This window comes from Octadecabacter arcticus 238 (assembly GCF_000155735.2).
Classification (GTDB): domain Bacteria; phylum Pseudomonadota; class Alphaproteobacteria; order Rhodobacterales; family Rhodobacteraceae; genus Octadecabacter; species Octadecabacter arcticus.
Genome location: NC_020908.1, coordinates 4,902,787 through 4,919,400, shown reverse-complemented (window position 1 = coordinate 4,919,400; position 16,614 = coordinate 4,902,787). Strand labels below are relative to the sequence as shown.

The 16,614-nt window shown below is 53.5% G+C and carries 14 protein-coding genes and 2 pseudogenes; 7 read left to right on the top strand and 9 right to left on the bottom strand.

Annotated elements, in window-relative coordinates:
- The first annotated feature begins 57 nt into the window (after nt 1–57).
- A complete protein-coding gene (locus OA238_RS34630) occupies nt 58–180 on the top strand; it encodes a hypothetical protein (protein WP_275450485.1) in 123 nt (40 codons plus the stop codon).
- Nucleotides 181–228: 48 nt separating this feature from the next.
- Here OA238_RS34630 and tnpA read toward each other — a convergent pair whose 3' ends face one another.
- The 7 genes and pseudogenes from tnpA to OA238_RS25370 form a co-directional block, all read right to left on the bottom strand.
- Nucleotides 229–618 carry an IS200/IS605 family transposase gene (tnpA, locus tag OA238_RS25400; RefSeq protein WP_015497398.1) on the bottom strand — a complete coding sequence of 130 codons (390 nt, stop codon included), beginning with the start codon at nt 616–618 and terminating at the stop codon, nt 229–231.
- A 293-nt stretch (nt 619–911) separates the two neighbouring features.
- Nucleotides 912–2,159 carry an IS256-like element ISOan7 family transposase gene (locus OA238_RS25395; RefSeq protein ID WP_015497397.1) on the bottom strand — a complete coding sequence of 416 codons (1,248 nt, stop codon included), beginning with the start codon at nt 2,157–2,159 and terminating at the stop codon, nt 912–914.
- A gap of 386 nt (nt 2,160–2,545) precedes the next feature.
- A pseudogene (gene tnpC, locus OA238_RS34825) lies at nt 2,546–3,626 on the bottom strand (IS66 family transposase).
- Nucleotides 3,627–3,731: 105 nt separating this feature from the next.
- Nucleotides 3,732–3,953, bottom strand: coding sequence for a DUF6444 domain-containing protein (locus OA238_RS34280; protein WP_044037430.1), 222 nt, complete (start codon nt 3,951–3,953; stop codon nt 3,732–3,734).
- Nucleotides 3,954–4,273: 320 nt separating this feature from the next.
- Complete coding sequence (locus OA238_RS25380; protein WP_044037634.1) at nt 4,274–6,751, bottom strand: ATP-binding protein; 2,478 nt, start codon at nt 6,749–6,751, stop codon at nt 4,274–4,276.
- A 73-nt stretch (nt 6,752–6,824) separates the two neighbouring features.
- Nucleotides 6,825–7,340, bottom strand: coding sequence for a putative pterin-binding protein (locus OA238_RS25375; RefSeq protein WP_015497395.1), 516 nt, complete (start codon nt 7,338–7,340; stop codon nt 6,825–6,827).
- Between the two features lie 122 nt (nt 7,341–7,462).
- On the bottom strand, nt 7,463–8,350 hold the full coding sequence (locus OA238_RS25370) for a UTP--glucose-1-phosphate uridylyltransferase (RefSeq protein WP_015497394.1): 888 nt from the start codon (nt 8,348–8,350) through the stop codon (nt 7,463–7,465).
- 243 nt (nt 8,351–8,593) lie between these two features.
- Here OA238_RS25370 and OA238_RS25365 point away from each other — a divergent pair, with 243 nt between their 5' ends.
- Nucleotides 8,594–9,208, top strand: a complete 615-nt coding sequence (locus OA238_RS25365; RefSeq protein ID WP_015497393.1) for a response regulator — start codon at nt 8,594–8,596, stop codon at nt 9,206–9,208.
- 114 nt (nt 9,209–9,322) lie between these two features.
- On the opposite strand, the gene OA238_RS25360 is transcribed toward OA238_RS25365, so the two are convergent.
- Together OA238_RS25360 and OA238_RS25355 are read right to left on the bottom strand one after the other, a co-directional pair.
- Nucleotides 9,323–10,345 carry an IS30 family transposase gene (locus tag OA238_RS25360; RefSeq protein ID WP_015494757.1) on the bottom strand — a complete coding sequence of 341 codons (1,023 nt, stop codon included), beginning with the start codon at nt 10,343–10,345 and terminating at the stop codon, nt 9,323–9,325.
- Between the two features lie 37 nt (nt 10,346–10,382).
- Nucleotides 10,383–11,417, bottom strand: a pseudogene (locus OA238_RS25355) (IS630 family transposase); the annotation flags it as partial.
- 356 nt (nt 11,418–11,773) lie between these two features.
- On the opposite strand from OA238_RS25355, the gene OA238_RS25350 reads away from it, so the two are divergent.
- From OA238_RS25350 to OA238_RS25330, 5 genes are all read left to right on the top strand, one after another.
- Nucleotides 11,774–12,952 carry a PP2C family protein-serine/threonine phosphatase gene (locus OA238_RS25350; RefSeq protein WP_245581398.1) on the top strand — a complete coding sequence of 393 codons (1,179 nt, stop codon included), beginning with the start codon at nt 11,774–11,776 and terminating at the stop codon, nt 12,950–12,952.
- Nucleotides 12,930–13,274 carry an STAS domain-containing protein gene (locus tag OA238_RS25345; RefSeq protein ID WP_044037632.1) on the top strand — a complete coding sequence of 115 codons (345 nt, stop codon included), beginning with the start codon at nt 12,930–12,932 and terminating at the stop codon, nt 13,272–13,274. The genes OA238_RS25350 and OA238_RS25345 overlap by 23 nt, the downstream gene beginning before the upstream one ends.
- Before the next feature lie 71 nt (nt 13,275–13,345).
- Nucleotides 13,346–13,687, top strand: a complete 342-nt coding sequence (locus tag OA238_RS25340; protein ID WP_245581397.1) for an ATP-binding protein — start codon at nt 13,346–13,348, stop codon at nt 13,685–13,687.
- Nucleotides 13,688–13,733: 46 nt separating this feature from the next.
- A complete protein-coding gene (locus OA238_RS25335) occupies nt 13,734–15,464 on the top strand; it encodes a DUF3131 domain-containing protein (protein WP_015497388.1) in 1,731 nt (576 codons plus the stop codon).
- Nucleotides 15,461–16,612 carry an acyltransferase gene (locus OA238_RS25330; protein ID WP_015497387.1) on the top strand — a complete coding sequence of 384 codons (1,152 nt, stop codon included), beginning with the start codon at nt 15,461–15,463 and terminating at the stop codon, nt 16,610–16,612. The genes OA238_RS25335 and OA238_RS25330 overlap by 4 nt, the downstream gene beginning before the upstream one ends.
- Nucleotides 16,613–16,614: the final 2 nt, after the last annotated feature.

Genomic DNA, 16,614 nt, shown 5'->3' with positions numbered 1-16,614 from the left:
GGTTCTTCTCCTACGCCCTCAAGTGTAAACTTTAGCCAGTCAATTGTCTCACGCTTATTGGCACGGAGGGCGCAGGTCTTCGCTGACATCAGATCCGTCATCTCGACGGTCAGAAAACACGGGGGCAATGTCCTCGAAACACTCACCCTATCACCACAACAGATCATCGCTCGGCTCTAACGTCGCAAGGGCAACACAAAACCCGATATCCGATGGGGTCCTTGGGAGTTACTGTAATTCAAGATACTGAAGTATGACAGCGTCAGTGACATTGCCGCTAGTTGTTGAGAAAAATCCGCGAGCCCAAAACCGCTGGCCCCAGTACCGTTTGCGCAGTTCGGGAAACTCGCGCTGTATCTTATAAGACGAGCGTCCCTTGATCCGCATCATCACCTTTGACAATGCTATCTGAGGCGGGACCGATATGAACATGTGGACGTGATCGGTCGACAATACGCCCTTCTCAATATGCACGCCAAGTTCTTGGCATGTTTGGATAATGATTTCACGGATACGCTCACGCATCTCACCGCGCATAACTTTGTATCGGTATTTTGTTGTCCAGACGACGTGAAATCGGTGATAAAATTTGGTATGGCTTCCTGTGGAATAGATCATAATCTTCCCTCTCATTTTTAAGACCCTTACTGCTTTGCGGGGTCTTAAAAATGAGAGGGAAGATTATAGTACATTACGCTAAAGCGGACCGGCTGGAAGCCGGTGGCTTTAATCCCGTTTGTGGAAAGTAAACGGGTATCACCGTCGAAGCCGCGCCGAAACAACCCTCTCGGGCATTTCTGCACGATACCCTGCCGGGCAGTGAATGCATTGCATCAAACTGCTTGGTCAGCGTCTCTCCACGCGTGACTTCGACCGAGTTATTGTCAAATCTGGTGTTTGAGGGTTGTCCGTCATGCGGCGATCTGGGCTGTGTTTGTGGCTTCGATTCCGTCTTTGAATGTGACGCCGGTGATGACTTTGGCCAGGTAATCAAAGCCGCGTAGTTTTCGCCAGTTTTGCTCGGCGCATTGGCCCAATTTAAACATCACGTGCAGCATGCCATCACGTGATAGGCAGCCTTTTGAACGCTTGGTCCGGTGGCGGATCGTGGCGAACGCCGCTTCAATTGGGTTGCTGGTGCGGATACTCTGCCAATGTTGGGCGGGGAAGTCGAAGAATGCCATGAGTTCGGTCCGATCCTTTTGTAGACACAACGTCGCCTTGGGGTATTTGGGCTCATATATTTTGATGAACAAATCGAACGCCTTTTCCGCATCATCTTTGGTCTCAGCCTGCCAGATGTTGTGGATCGCCGCTTTGGCCTTTGGCTGTGATAGCTTGGGCAGGCAGTTGAGCACGTTCATCGTTTTGTGTTGCCAGCACCGCTGCTGTCGGGCCGTGGGGTAGACTTCATCCATGGCGGCCCAGAACCCCATGGCACCGTCTCCAATCGCCAATTTTGGGGCATTCATTCCCCGGCTTTTGAGGCTGAGCAGAACTTCTCGCCAGCTCTGGGTGGACTCGCGCACCCCGTCCTCAATGGCCAAGAACCGCTTCTTGCCACGGGCTGTGACGCCAACAATCACAAGGGCGCAGAGCTTGTCATCTTCGCCCCGAAGGCCGCTATGAACGCCGTCCGCCCAGATGTAGACAATTGGTTCGTCGTCCAGTTCCGCTTCTCTCCAGCCGTCGTATTCCTTGGCCCAATCACGCTTGAGGCGCGAGACCGTATTTGCTGACAATCCCTTGGCCTCAGGGCCCAGGAGAACCTTGAGGGCTGGGGCCATCTCACCGCTGGAAATGCCTTTGAGGTAAAGCCATGGCAAGGCAGCTTCCAACGTCTTGGTTCGACGCACATAGGGTGGCACCAGGGCCGAGCGGAATGTCATGGGCTGGCCGTCCTTGGATCGTACCTTTGGAATGCGCACGCTCACAGGGCCAATGCCAGTTTGGAATGGGCGCTCAGGATGATGCCCATTGCGTACCACAGCTGCGTGACCTGTCTCAGTGCGCAAGTCGGCAAATTGCGCCAGATAACTGGCAAGCTCTGCCTCGACTGCTGTCGCGATCAATTGCTGGGCTCCCGTTCTTAACAAATCCGTCAGCGCGTCCGTCATCCCGTCTCGACGCGCAAAATCAACAATGTTAGTAGTTCCCATGGTTGTGTATCTCCTTTGGTTGGGCTGCTGTCTCACAACAACAAATCAACCAGATACGCCGCCAACCTTCAAATCCCTCAAACACCAGATTCAGTCATAGCTCACTTCGACCATCAAGTTGCCGAAATCCAAATCCGTGCCGCCATCCTAAATGGATTCACAGCTCTTGGCATACCCAGTACAGTGGTTATGGGCTAAGTCCGTCTGGAGTAAGATGACGCACAACCTCAGGCAGTTTAATGCAATAAAGTAGCTTAAAGACCAAAATGGCTCACGTGCACAAACAACTACGTAAATGATGTAGCGCTCTTGGCAGCTTTTGCCTGTCTTTGCTGTAACTCCCAAGGACCCCATCGGATATCGGGTTTTGTGTTGCCCTTGCGACGTTAGAGCCGAGCGATGATCTGTTGTGGTGATAGGGTGAGTGTTTCGAGGATATTGCCCCCGTGTTTTCTGACCGTCGAGATGACGGATCTGATGTCAGCGAAGACCTGCGCGCCCTCGAGGGTGCGGAAAGTTCCCGAGATTTTCATGCGCAACTTCATCATGCGCAGGTCCCGTTCGGCCTGATTGTTGGTGAAGGGAACTGTGAAGTCCGTAAGGAACCTTAGGACGTCATCACGGTAGTCGCGCAAGCGGACCAGAAGGTTATGGCCTGGCCGCCTGGCTTTTCGGCCTCGCGCACCAGTGCGTCTAGCCAGTGGGTCTTGTCGCTCATGGAAGGCGAGGCCCTCGGTGAGGATCGCCATGTATTTGGTGAGGATGCCGTGGTGAACCGACGTGGGGAGTTCGGTCTCGCCTCGCCCCTGAGCCGCGCACTTGAGCTGATTGGCGCTGTTGAGCAGCACGCTCATCGCGCACGCCCACGGCTCCTTTTCGATTTCTTCGATGGCCTTGAGTTCCCGTAAATGATGCGCCCCGCACAGGGCGTGCGCGTCCACCCCACTCATATGGGCGTAATAGGACTTCCAGTGGTCATGAACAATTGTCCCGCCGGTCAGGAAGGATGGAACAGCACCGCGCTTGGCGCTGATGCGTGAAGGCGAGATCGCTGATTGAGTGCAGCCAGTGCAGCTTACCATCAACACGAAGTCCGGTCTCATCCAGATGCCGAACGCCGCCTTCATTGAGCCGGGCCAGAATGTGTTCGACGACGCCACCCAAGGTACGCGCTGTGCCGTTCACCCAGTTGGTCACGCTGGCCGCGCATAGGCTGGTGGCACCAAACAAATCACGCAGGAGTTGGCAGACCCGATCCTCGGGGATCAGCTGCTGAACATTGCAGTAGACCGCCGCCGCCCGAATGCGCTTACCGTATTGCACGTGTGCATTCACGCCATCGGGAAAGGTGGCTGTCGTCGTGGCTCGGCAATGGCCACAACAATAAATCGCTGCCTGATGCTCTGTGACCTCCAGACGCGGCACCGGTATGTCATAAACCTGACGCCTCTCCACCGCCTTGATCATCCCAGCCGTCAAGCCATGCTGACAGGTGCCACAGGCCTCAGCCTCATGTCGCTCCACAAAGTCAGGCGTTGCGGTCTGACGTAGGGTGTCGCCTCGGTGGCCAACTTAGCCACCACTTTTCTTACCGGACTTACCACGCAGGCTACGCGGTACCGGCTTCTTCAACCCATCACTCGAAGGCGGCTTGCTGCTATTACTGCTGTTCTTGGCCAACTGACGCCGCAGATCCGCATTCTCTTGCGCCATGCTCGCCAACGCGGCTTCCAACTCGGCGATCCAGCGCTGAGCCGTGGCAAGGGGTTGTTCAAGAGCAGTAACTTGGTCCATTCCACCAATGATTCAGAGAAATCGTCACAGCGCCACGAAATTCAGACCACAACAGAAAATTCATGCGCCTAATGGCTAAGGAGACTCACATCAAAACTGACAAAAACCCGTTATCGGCTGGGGTGCTTGGGAGTTACTCTTTGCTTTGAAAACATCCTGGGGGCGCTCTTTAGAACGGGGGGTGAGCCCCGCCTCACAGCCCGCGGCATGCACAAACTCCAAATATTTTACGCGAAGCTTTCAAGCTTTGAGGCCCCGCCTTGAGGGGCCCAGACACAGTCAACTTTGCCCGATTGGCACCGCGCATAATTCCGTTAATTTCACATCTTAGAAATCAGCTCAGACTGGGTACGTTGCCAAACGGAGCCCGCGGCCTTGGTCCGTTCTTGGATGCCTTGGCTTTCGCCGCGTTTTGCTGATGTCTCAATCGCCTTCAAGGTCTCTTGAAGCCGATCCGCCCCAAACACGGCCGCACTTCCAGCGACTTTATGAGACCGCGACGCGACCTCAAGGAAGTCGTGCGTCTCATCCGTGCCCAGCCAAGCAAGTAACTCGTCCACTTCGCTGATAAAGCGTGAGCGCAGCTTGACGAACGTTTCTTCGCCCAAGGCCTCACGGGTTTCCGCGCTATGGCTATGATTGATCAGGATGGCGTTATCGTCATCGGCCGGGCGCCTTGTTTTGTTTAAAACCCCGCGAAGCGCTTTGCGGGACAATGGTTTGGTAAGAATACCATCCATTCCATCCTTCAAGAATTCTTCTTGCTCCTCAATCATCGCGTTCGCTGTCAACGCAAAAATTGCGGTATTCGCTGACGCGCCACCATCGGCACGGATCATACGGGTCGCGGCGCGCCCGTCCATAACAGGCATGCTGATATCCATGAGGATAATATCAAATTCTTCTGTCTTGGACATTTCAACGCCCTCAAAGCCGTCATTTGCTTCAACGACAGTATGCCCGTCTGCCAGCAGCATTTCATGGGCCACAGTTCGGTTAATTTCATTGTCTTCCACCAAAAGCACCTTGAGCGATCGGCTCGGCCGGAGGTTATTGATTTGAGCGGGGGCAAACTTCGGCGATTCGGCTTCGCGGACGGGCAATTCGAACCAGAATGTGCTGCCTTCGTCGACAATACTTCGGACGCCAATTTCGCCACCAAGCGCGTTCACAAAACGCTTCGCGATGCTCAGGCCGAGGCCGGTTCCGCCAACTTCACGATCATAGGCCGTATTGCCCGTAACAAAGTCATCAAAGACCCGCTTGGCGAGATCTTCGGTCATGCCCTGCCCCGTATCGGCGATGCTGATCCGCAATCTCGCACCATCCGATTTACCAAAACTTTCGATCATGACCGACACTTTTCCGCACCTTGTAAATTTCACCGCATTGCCGACGAGGTTCATCATGACATGCTGTAGGCGTTCGTGATCAGAAAATATCCAGTCCATCTTAGGACCATTCCAGCCCCAGACCAAAGACGTCTTGTTCGTGAAGGCGGTGCCGCTTTGGCTATCGACAATGTCTTGCATCAATTCAGAAATATTCATTGGTTCGATGTTCGTATTCAATTTTCCTACATCATAACTTGTGATGTCCAAGACATTAGAAACATGGCTCAGCAACAGACGACCTGACGTTTCCATATAGCTTATGTAGCGGTCCTGGTTTTCAGTCAGGGCGGTGTCGCGCAACAGGGCCATGCTGCCTAATAACCCATTCAACGGGGTGCGGATTTCGTGGCTCATTGTGGTTAGAAATTCTGTCTTCATTTTTTCGCTGGCAAGCGCCTTGTCTCGTGCCGTGACGAGCGCAGCCTCCGCTTTGACACGGCGGGAAATGTCACGCAGGAATGCGATGAAAATCTCGCCCTCGTCAGTCGTTGCGCTCTGAATCGCGATCTCGACAGGAAATATATGACCGTCTTTATGCTGGGCTTCAAGTTGCACACGACCTTTGCCGATGACCTTCTTATCACCGCCCATTTTCATACGTGCCATGCCCGCATCTTGGGCAGCGCACAAATGATTCGGAACAATGACCGACCCAAAGTTCCGACCCAAAACAGCCGCCTCGCTATAACCAAAGATGGCTTCGGCGGCACGGCTTAATTCGAGAATTTTGCCGTCTAGATCGCACACCACAACGCCGTCCAACGACGTGCCAATAACCATCTTCATACGTGTCATTGCCTGACTTTTCTCGCGCTCACTGAGGTACATACCTCTATTGAGACGGATAAGGTACAAAATTGCCAAAGCCAGCACAATGATCAGCACTGCGATCGCGATTGCCAACTGGATCATCGTTCGGCCAACCGCCAAGCGATGACCATCCGCCGCCTGCGCGAAGAAGTCCACTGCCGAGTTGCTCAGTATCCCGACGATGGGTCGGACATCAGTGATGTTCGACACAAGTTCAGGCATGTTTCGCAGCAATTCATAATCGGGTGCATCAACAAAAGTCGCAGATTGATCTACAAAAGAGATCAAAGCATTGATCTGTTCATTCGATATCTTATCCATGCGAAGATCTTCAAAAAAGGACCCATCCCGAATTGTCATGACACGGCTAAAGAAAATATCGAATTCTTCACGAAGCTGAATAATGTCAATAGGATCCTGCAAGGTCTGTTGTGAGAATTCGAGGAATTCGACCTCTAACTGGACCAAAAACCACTCAAGGTTGTCATGTCTCGCCGACCCCAACCATTGAATTTCTCTAGAGACATTAACGGTCAATAACGAAATAGCTGCGATCGCAAACAGGACCGCAATGAGTGCAAAAAAGCGGTCCATTCTCACCCATTTCAGTCGATTGAATGTCACGCGTGTATCCCTTCAAGTGGCCTTTATGACTTCACGGACAGGGTTAGCGAAGGATTTCCAGCCTGTCGAGTTGCCAGATGCTACGTGAAAAGACGACCTCGGAGCGAAAGTCTGCGTCGCTATCGTACGGATAGATGACCCAAAGCGGGCCTTTGTCGCGTATCGACATCTCATTTCCGTCCATTAGGTAGGCAATGATCGGGCCGCCTTCAACCGCGTCGCTCATCGGGATTTCGACAGTGTAGTCATTAATTGCCGTTGCCAAGAACCGACCGTGTTTCACGCCTATTTTAAGAGCCAAAGTTTGCAGCGAAACACCAGTAAAACTTGAAACACCATCAGTCCAGACCGTGCTTGTTTCAAAAGTTGTGGCAGGTAGTGCCATAAGGGCTGCGCGGTCATAAACGACAGTGTCGCCGTCATCCTCTAGATCTAGGTCGCCCGATATTGTGAGTATCACCGGGCCTGTGAGCACCTGTAAGTCCTCTGCCATCGCAAAGGTCCCGATGCAGAGCGCGAGAAACGTGCCGAAAATAGTCCGAAAAAAACGCAAGAACATAGTATCATCCTTTGATTTAAGAATTATTGTTTGACACCGACCGCCACTGAATGCCTTGAGGCATCGGGGTAACATCGCTCCATTTCGGATAGGACCCCTACCCCTTTGGACAGGTTCGAGGTTTACGCCAGCATACGAAATGATTTGCGGCGGTCATCCACGAACGTCCCGAAGTCATCGCGCAGGTCAGCCCGATCCAATGCAAAGGCCACCGTGGCCTGCACGAAGCCCTGTACAGAGCCACAATCAAAACGCTCACCTTCAAAACGGTATCCAGTCACACCGACCGAAGCGACGTCCGCATTGATTGCGTCTGTCAGCTGTAATTCACCACCAGCGCCGGGCCCGAGATTGTTGAGGCGATCAAAAATGGCACTGTCAAGGATGTAACGCCCGACGACAGCCTTGGTTGATGGGGCGATATCGGCACGCGGTTTTTCAACCAATCCGCGCGCATGAGAGATGCGACCGTTTTCGTGGTCGATATCCAAGACACCGTATTTACTGGTATCGACACGCGGCACATCCATGGTCGCGACCATGTGGCCGCCAATGTTGCGGTGGGCTTGGACCATTTGCGCCAATGCGCCGCGCTTACCTTTGATGACGTCGTCAGGCAGCAAGACAGCAAAAGGTTCATTGCCGATCAAATGCTTTGCCTGTCGAACGGCATGACCCAACCCTAAAGGCTGTGCCTGTCGCAGAATAGTCAGCGACCCTTCCGACATCCGTGTCCGTCCGAGCGCCGCGAGGGCGTCGTTCTTACCGGCCGCCCGCAAGCGATGCTCAAGTGCAGCTGCGGTATCAAAATAATCCTCCAAGGCGCCCTTTCCGGCGGCGGATACAAAAATGAATTCTTCGATCCCAGCTTCGCGGGCTTCATCAACCGCGTATTGGATTAGGGGACGGTCAATGAGCGTTAGCATCTCTTTCGGGATCGTTTTGGTTGCGGGGAGAAAACGAGTCCCCATTCCAGCGACGGGGAAAACGGCTTTGCGGATATGTGTCATTTGGGCTGCCCATAATTAATGATCGGTTAACCTTTTATCGATCAATTCAGCCGGATCGATCAACTGGACAGGCGGACAGCAGGGTAGCGCAGACGGCGATGTAAACAGCCTTGTGGCAATCACTACATGCCTATATGGTTAAACTCCTATTCGAACAGGTGGGTACGTCACAAAAAAAGTGTATCCGCGCCATAAATTTGTCACAGTTCAGGGCTAGGCATCTTGGGTCCAAAGGAGTCATAAATGAAAGTTTTGATCGCCGACGACCACGACTTGTTAAGGGATATGCTGGTTCAGTTTCTAGAAAATGAAGGCAGTTTTCAAACAGTAGCAGTCGGCACTTTTGATGAGGCTGCCGCGCGGATCGAAGCGGATGCTCCTTACGATCTGATTTTGCTCGATTATAATATGCCCGGCATGAACGGGCTTGATGGGCTTAAGGCCGCTATTGCATTCGGCGATGGGCATCGTGTTGCGTTGATGTCAGGTGAAGCGAGCAAAAAAATTGCCGAAGACGCGCTAAAAGCTGGCGCGGCGGGGTTCATTCCGAAGTCCCTTCCTGCGAAGTCACTGATTAACGCCATTAAATTTATGGCGATGGGCGAACAATACGCGCCAATTGATTTCATGACAGCCATTGAGAAGACGCCAGCCAACCCCCTCGCGGACAAGCTGACTGAACGTGAATTGCAAGTGCTGAAGGGGCTGACCGAAGGCAAGTCCAACAAGCAAATTGCACGTGATCTGGAAATTCAGGAACCGACGGTCAAACTGCACATGAAAACGTTATACCGCAAAGTTGGCGCGGCAAACCGCACACAAGCGGCCATGATCGCGCGTGAAGCCGGCCTATTTTAGAGCTGCCCAATCGGATATACTCCCGCGCCTGAATTGACCTGAGGTTTTCCCCTCAAATCACTTTGTATTCCTTGAGCGATATGACGCGGAAGTTGTCGGTGACGGTGCTTGGATTCAAACATCAAGTGCAACGGTTGATTTGAAGGCCGCGATTTCGTCGGCCATGGCTTCAGCGGGTGTTCTCCAACCGAGAGTTTTTCTCGGACGGTTGTTCATCAGGTTTGCAACGTCGTTCAGCCATGTTTGGCTTGCACCGTTCAGGTCAGTTCCTTTGGGCATGTACTGACGCAGCAGTCCGTTGGTGTTCTCGTTGCTGCCACGCTGCCAAGGCGCATGCGGATCGCAGAACCAGATATCGATCTTCAACCGTCTGGCGAGTTCGGGGTGGCAGGCCATTTCGGAGCCGCGGTCGTAGGTCATGCTCTTGCGCAAAGCAGCGGGTAGTCGTCTCATCTGGCGGGTGAAGCTGTCGAGCGCGGCCTCGGCCCCATTGCCGTCCATTTTGCAAAGAATGACAAAGCGTGTCTTGCGCTCGACCAAGGTCCCCACTGACGAGCGATTGAATGCGCCCTTGATGAGGTCGCCCTCCCAATGGCCTGGTACCAGTCGCGCTTCGATCTCTTCAGGGCGGTTGATAATGCGCAATGATTCCGGGACCATAGCACTGCCCGCCGCTGTCCTGCGCTTGAGCCCACGCTTAGGCTTCGCTTGACGCAACGCCTCGATCATCGCCGCCTTCAGCCCACCACGTGGCTGCGCGTAAATCGCGGCATAGATGGTCTCATGGCTCACATGGGCGGATGGATCATCAGGCTTCATGAGACGCAGTCTCTGCGCAATCTGCTCAGGCGACCAGTGCAGATGTACGAGCTTGCCATGAACGAAACGATAAAGATCGCTCCCCTCCACAAGCTTGCGCTCGCGGCGGCAGCGCGCACGCCGGGCATCATAGGCCTGCCGCGCCGCTTGCGGGCAATAGCTGCCGTCTTCCTGCCGACCTCGCGCCAGCTCACGGCAGATCGTGCTCGCCGGGCGATGCAAAAGCTGGCCGATCAACCGCTGACTGCTGCCCCTATTATGCTCGGCTAATATCACGCCACGGTCCTCGCTGCTGAGGTGCTTGCTTCGTATGTCCATCACAACATCCTATGCCCAAAGGGCTCTGAGTGTTGCATTTGAAACTTGAGCCTAAGGTGTCGCGGAACTCTGGCCATTTTTCTGGCAGGGTCTTGCGGAAGAAGTCGAAAATGGCCTCTGTGAATTGGTTGAACGTTGCATAGTGCCGATTGTGGGTGACCCATTTGTGCATAACACCCCAAAGACGCTCGATCGGGTTGAGGTGCGGGGCATATGCTGGCAAGAAATGCAACTTCACCCGACGTTCTGGGCTGTCCAGCCATGGCTGTAGTATCTTGGCATGATGATAGCGGGCATTGTCGACAAAGACGTGGATGGCCGTCTTGGTTTGGTTGTTGCGTTCCAACTTTTCCAGCATCTGTCGGGTTGTCTGGGCATTGATCTTCTCGCCTTCCACAAAGGTGAACTGGAAAGTCTCAAGGTCAAGCGCGCCCTGAATGTTGAGCCGCTTGCGCCCTGATGTCGCCTTCAGGGCCGTCTTTTGTCCCTTGGGGAACCAACCATGGGCGGGGCGGCTCTGGTGTTCGGGGTGGACAGCGTCCGAAAAGACAACCATCTCATCTGCGGCCAACCCGTTCATCAGGGCCTCATATTTGGCAATAAACGCAGCCTGCTTGGCTTCATCGGCCTGTGCAGGCAGCAATTGTGGTTTCTTATACGCGAACCCCAGGCGGCGCATCAGCTTGGCGGCTCCCGACGTGCTGTAGTTTTGGTCGCACTCGGCTAGAACATAGGCACAGACCTCATCGGCATTGCGGGCAGGCTGCGCGGTGAAATGGGCTCTCACCGCCTGCTCTTGCACGACGGACAAATGACCCTGACGCTGGCTGTAGTCCTTCAGACCGAAAAACGATAGTCCCGCACCGGCAAAGGCAAATCGCCACTCCGTCAAAACTGTCGGGCCAATATCCAAAATCCGGCAAACCGTTCCGGCGTCTTCTCCTGCGTCCAAAAGAAGAAACGCGCGCGCCCGTTTCCAAACAAGGGCGTCAACTTTGCGGCGGCGGCAAAGCGCTTCAAGTGCTATGCGCTGCTCGTCGGATAAGGAGACTGTTTTGTATTGCTTGCTCATAAACTCAAAATACAGACTGAACCGCCTTTGGCCATGCGACGAAGTGAATCGCAGGCCCAAAATCGTCAGGTCAATTCAGGCGCAGGAGTATAGTTCGGCGTCCGTTTGCGCCACGCGCTAGGCCGCACGCGCAGGCGCAAAGTACGTACCACTGTGTTATTTCGAACCAAGTCGGACGAGCGAAGCCCAACTAAAAATCGACTGCAAATTACACTTGACACCGAAAGCAGCAATCCACCGCCATTCATACAGAGAAATGACCCTGATATATTGAGACCTAGGGACCATGTTAAACCACAACTTTCGCGAGTGAAAACAAAGAGAAATTCATGTTAGCTCCTCTGCTAAAAATCATTGTGGCTGAAGACGACGAAATTCAGCAGCTCTATTTGTGTGCTCTGATTAACGGACTTGGCTATGAAGCTGTTCCAGCTGAAGATGGCATAGCCGCGCTTGAACTGGTTCGGCAAACTGACGCCCAAATCGTGATTAGTGATCTGCAAATGCCCAACCTTGACGGCATCGGGTTGACGCGTCAAATTCGCGGGTTGGATCTGGATCATTATGTTCACATTATCATGCTGACCGTGACCGATGATAATGAGGTGCGCAACGAAGCACTTCTGGCGGGTGTCGACGATTTCATGACGAAGGGTGGCAGCAACGCGATTCTTAAAACACGCATCCGGACTGCAACACGGCTGATCAATCACGCTAGTGAGCTTGCCGATCGCACCCGCGTCCTAGAGGCATATAACGAGCGCATTCAAGAAGATCTGCGGGCGGCGGCGGCGGCCCAGCGCCAACTTTTGCCCGAACTTCAAGACGACATTATGGGCTTCCGCGTCGCGTCCGCATTTGTCCCCTCAGCAATCGTTTCCGGCGACATGTTCGGTTGCTTTGCCTTAAGCCCTGATAAGCTTGGGTTTTATGCCGTCGATGTATCGGGCCACGGCGTTCACGCATCGCTTTTGTCCGTGGCGATCGGGCATCTGGTGACACCCGAGTACTTTTGCAGAAAAGCACTGCACAACGATGACGCGCCCGACCCGGCAGCAATGGTGGCAGAACTTAATACGCGCTTTGGTGCATCTGAAAATGATGACTATTTCACAATGTTTTGTGGCGTGATTGATAAAGTATCAGGTCGGCTGGATTATTGCCAAGCTGGGTATCCATCGCCATTTTGTGTCAACCATTCCGGCGTCGCCGAAGCGATCGGGGATGGGGGCTTCCCAGTAGGGATGATCAGCAGCGCGTCCTATGAAAACGGCGTGCATCAGTTCGATGTCGACGCGACATTGATCATCTGTTCGGACGCCGCGAACGAGGCGGAAAATCCGAAACGCGAGGCATTCGGCAATGATCGTCTGCGCACCATCGCCGAAACAAGCCCGTGTACCGGCGCGCAAAACATCCCAAACAAGATTGTCCACGCGCTCACAGAATGGCGCAGCGGCCGACCCTTAGAAGACGATTTGACGATTGTAGCGATCGAGAGGATTAATTCGCATGATACACACAACAAAATATAGCCCAGCGATTACCATCATCAGGCCCGGCGTTGAACGACTGACGGCCGTGAATGCAAAGACGTTCAAGAATGAGATGACTGCGTTGATCGACGATGGATCAGCGCACCTGATTGTTGACTTCAAAGATGTGACGTTTTTGGACTCATCTGGTTTGGGCGCCCTTGTTGGTATTCTAAAAAGGGTCGGCAACCGTGGTTATTTGGCTGTGTCTGGCCTCAGACCTGACGTCGAACAGATGTTTCGGATTTGCCGGATGGACCGCGTATTCACGATCTACAACGATGTCGAAACAGCGGCACAGACAATGAGCGAAAACCTGTGATCAACCGGTCCTTTCATATGAAAAACGATATTGAAGACGTTGACCAAATGGTCATGTCGTTGAAGTCGGTTGTGAAAGATATTCTGGATTCAACCACTATGTTCCGGTTTGAAATTTGCCTTTCAGAAACGCTGACAAACTCTGTCAAACATGCGGATACACACGATAAAGAGATGCCCATTGAAGTGACGCTGATCGAAACTGCGTCCGCGCTGGTGGTGGATGTATTTGACCCTGTGGGCGCAGGTTTTTTTGATCTTCGTGATCATGCCAAAGACCTCGATAGCATCGATCTAATGGCCGAAAGTGGCCGCGGCCTTGGCCTCATTGTGCAATGTGCGGATGCGGTAACTTATGGCGCCTTAAAGGGTCGCAACCGCCTTGCGCTAGATTTTTTGAAAACAGTTACTTGAGGGTCGGGCTCAGCAATGGCTTTGCACCGCAGGCAGGAGAATGAACGTGACTTACAACAAACCCACAAACTGGCTGCTTGCAAGCGCAGTGGCGCTTTTGTCGCTGGCGCCGAGCGCGGATGTCGCGGCACAGGTCGCGGCCAAGGACGCCCCGTTGGCCATGACAATCGATGGGGTTACGGTCGACGGTGCGGACTACACGAGCGTGACCATCACGTCCGCCACACCGTTGACGATCTCACTCTCGGAGCCGGTCGCTGCAGAGTGTTTACGCGGCTCCCGGACGTATTCAGTCGCACATTTTGGCCGCAACGGCCCTCTGACTACGCGCGAGTTTGAAATGGCACAGACCGCGTGGTCCTACTTTGAATCCAGCTATCAACCCGAAACGGGTTTGGTGAATGCAGTGGGGTCGTTCCCGTCGACAACAGTCTGGGATACCGCGTCCTATATCAGCGCCATAGTCGCCGCATACGAATTGTGTGTGATCGATAAACGCATGTTCGACGACCGCGCGACGCGCCTGCTCAACACGTTGCGCAACCTGCCCCTCTATCGCGGAGAAGCGCCCAATAAAGTGTACAACGCTGCGACAGGTGAAATGGTGGATTACGCCAATCAACCTGGTGAGATTGGCATGTCCGCGAACGACATTGGCCGCCTTTTGGTTTGGCTGCAAATCTTGAAAGAGCGTCATCCGAACCATGCTAATGGTGTCGATAACGTCCCTATGCGCTGGAATTTCTGCAACCTCATCAATGAGGATGGTCGCATGTTCGGGTCATTCACGCAAAGCGATGGATCGACGCGCTATGTCCAGGAAGGACGCTTGGGCTATGAGGAATATGCCGCCAAAGGCTTTGCACTTTGGGGTTTTGACGTTGATCGTGCAATGTCACCGGAGCCACTGGACTACGTCGAAATTTTCGGCGTTCGTGTTCCGTTTGATGGCCGCGACCCGCGGGTTTTCAGGAGCCAAAATTACGTTTTGACGGAAGGCTATATTCTCGATGGTTTGGAAATGGGGTGGGACCTGCCGTCAGATCGAACAAACGATGGCATGACGGCAAGCAACGGCTGGCGCGCAGAATTTGCCAACCGGATTTATCTGGTCCAGCAGCGTCGTTTTGAACAAACCGGCATCATTACCGCCCGCTCCGAACATCAAGTCGAAGGCAGCCCATACTTTGTTTACGATAGTATTTTTGCAGGCGGCTATCCATGGAACACGCTTGATCCCACCGGAGAATACCAGCCCGATCGCGCCGCTGTTTCCGCCAAAGCAGCCGTTGGACTTTGGGCCCTTTGGGACACGCCCTACACCGATCTTCTGTTTGAAACTGTCGCTGATCTGTCGGTTCCTGATCGCGGCTTTTACGAGGGTCTTTATGAGAATGGTAACGGGTTCATTCCGCTGCAAACCGCGAACAACAATGGCGTTATCCTCGCGGCGTTGCTATACAAAGTTCAGGGTCCCATCTTGCAGCACGTCAATGAAAACACCCAAGTTTGGGACACCGCATTTATGGGCACGGACATCCGCGACAACAAATGTCACCCGAACCGCCTGATCGAAGAGGTGCCATGCTGCGCCTGTACGAACCAGACCCAAATCGCGCCTGTCATCCCGATTGAGGAATTCATCTATTGCCGTCCGGTTGTTGGTGGCTATGAAATTGGGGCAACCGATTGCAGCACTGAGGAACATAACCTCGAACCACGACAGGTGCGTCAAGTGCTGCCGTCCAGCTGTCCAATTCCCGCGTCAAACCCATGAACCGCGCCGCAAAACCACGGTTGGTCTGGTTCGACGCTAACCGAGTGTTCGCTGCGTTCGGCGTAGTATTGATCCATTCATCGACAGATTTTGGCGGCCAATCCTTCCCTGACGCCACGCAAGGCGAGCGCCTGATCCCTGTGTTCCTGCGCTCCATCGGGGAGTTTTCGGGCTCGGAGATGTTTTTCATGTTCTCGCTGTTTTTGATGGCGATGCGCGTTGACAAAAAGATGCCCACATATGGCAGCGCGATTGCGCTACAGGCACAGCGCCTTTTGGTGCCGTTCCTTTTTTGGACTGTGTTTTACGCATTCTTCCGACTGATAAAGGCGGATGCATTCAACTATGCGCCCTATATCTGGGGCCAACTCGGGCAGGTCCAAAGCTGGTTGGGCTATCTGATCTTGGGCAAGTCGCAATATCACATGCACTTCCTGCCAACATTGTTCGGCTTGTTCCTGTTTTACCCCGTGATGCGCACGGCGACGCGTTATCCGATCTTGGGCCTCACGGTCGTCATCACAATTGGTGTGATGAACAACGCGCAAGGGTTCTTATGGGGATTGGACATCGATCCTGTGCTGCGGGACTACCTGATCCGCGCACTGAAGATTTTTGGCTATGTAGGATATGGCATGGCGGCGTTTGCAATCTATGGGTTGTGGAACGACGGCATCCCACGCGGAGAATCCCGCCTGATCCGGCGGTGTGGTTTCTATTTTGCGGCCCTTGCCTATGTGGCCACATTGCCTTTCTACAACGTAGCCTTTGAAACAGGAGGATGGGGCGTTCGCGCAGGTTGGGATTTTTACGGTCACTTCTTGATGCCCGTTTTTGTGTTTGGAATTTTTGTTGGCGGACAATATCTGCACTGGTCGGATCACTGGTTAAAACTCGCTCGCTACACATTCGGCGTCTATCTTGTGCACCCTTTGGTCATCGATCTGTTTGACGTCGCTGTGTTCAAGACGGGGCTGTTCCAAGTCATGGACCCTTGGACGATCGTTGTCGGCCGGTTCGCCTTCGCATTGCCAATGTCATTAGCTGTCGCAATTGGCTTGTCACGGATGACGCCCTTGGCGTGGACGATCGGGCTTGGTCCGAACCCTTGGGAAATGCGCAAAGCCGCCAAAGCTGTGAAGGCATAATT

Excerpts from the sequence above, each read along its gene's own strand:
- OA238_RS25330 (WP_015497387.1), top strand. The coding sequence starts at position 15,461 with ATGAACCGCGCCGCAAAACCACGGTTGGTCTGGTTCGACGCTAACCGA.
- OA238_RS25380 (WP_044037634.1), bottom strand. The coding sequence starts at position 6,751 with ATGGACCGCTTTTTTGCACTCATTGCGGTCCTGTTTGCGATCGCAGCT.
- OA238_RS25360 (WP_015494757.1), bottom strand. The coding sequence starts at position 10,345 with ATGGACATACGAAGCAAGCACCTCAGCAGCGAGGACCGTGGCGTGATA.
- OA238_RS25375 (WP_015497395.1), bottom strand. The coding sequence starts at position 7,340 with ATGTTCTTGCGTTTTTTTCGGACTATTTTCGGCACGTTTCTCGCGCTC.
- OA238_RS34280 (WP_044037430.1), bottom strand. The coding sequence starts at position 3,953 with ATGGACCAAGTTACTGCTCTTGAACAACCCCTTGCCACGGCTCAGCGC.
- OA238_RS25345 (WP_044037632.1), top strand. The coding sequence starts at position 12,930 with ATGATACACACAACAAAATATAGCCCAGCGATTACCATCATCAGGCCC.
- OA238_RS25395 (WP_015497397.1), bottom strand. The coding sequence starts at position 2,159 with ATGGGAACTACTAACATTGTTGATTTTGCGCGTCGAGACGGGATGACG.
- OA238_RS25365 (WP_015497393.1), top strand. The coding sequence starts at position 8,594 with ATGAAAGTTTTGATCGCCGACGACCACGACTTGTTAAGGGATATGCTG.
- tnpA (WP_015497398.1), bottom strand. The coding sequence starts at position 618 with ATGATCTATTCCACAGGAAGCCATACCAAATTTTATCACCGATTTCAC.
- OA238_RS25370 (WP_015497394.1), bottom strand. The coding sequence starts at position 8,350 with ATGACACATATCCGCAAAGCCGTTTTCCCCGTCGCTGGAATGGGGACT.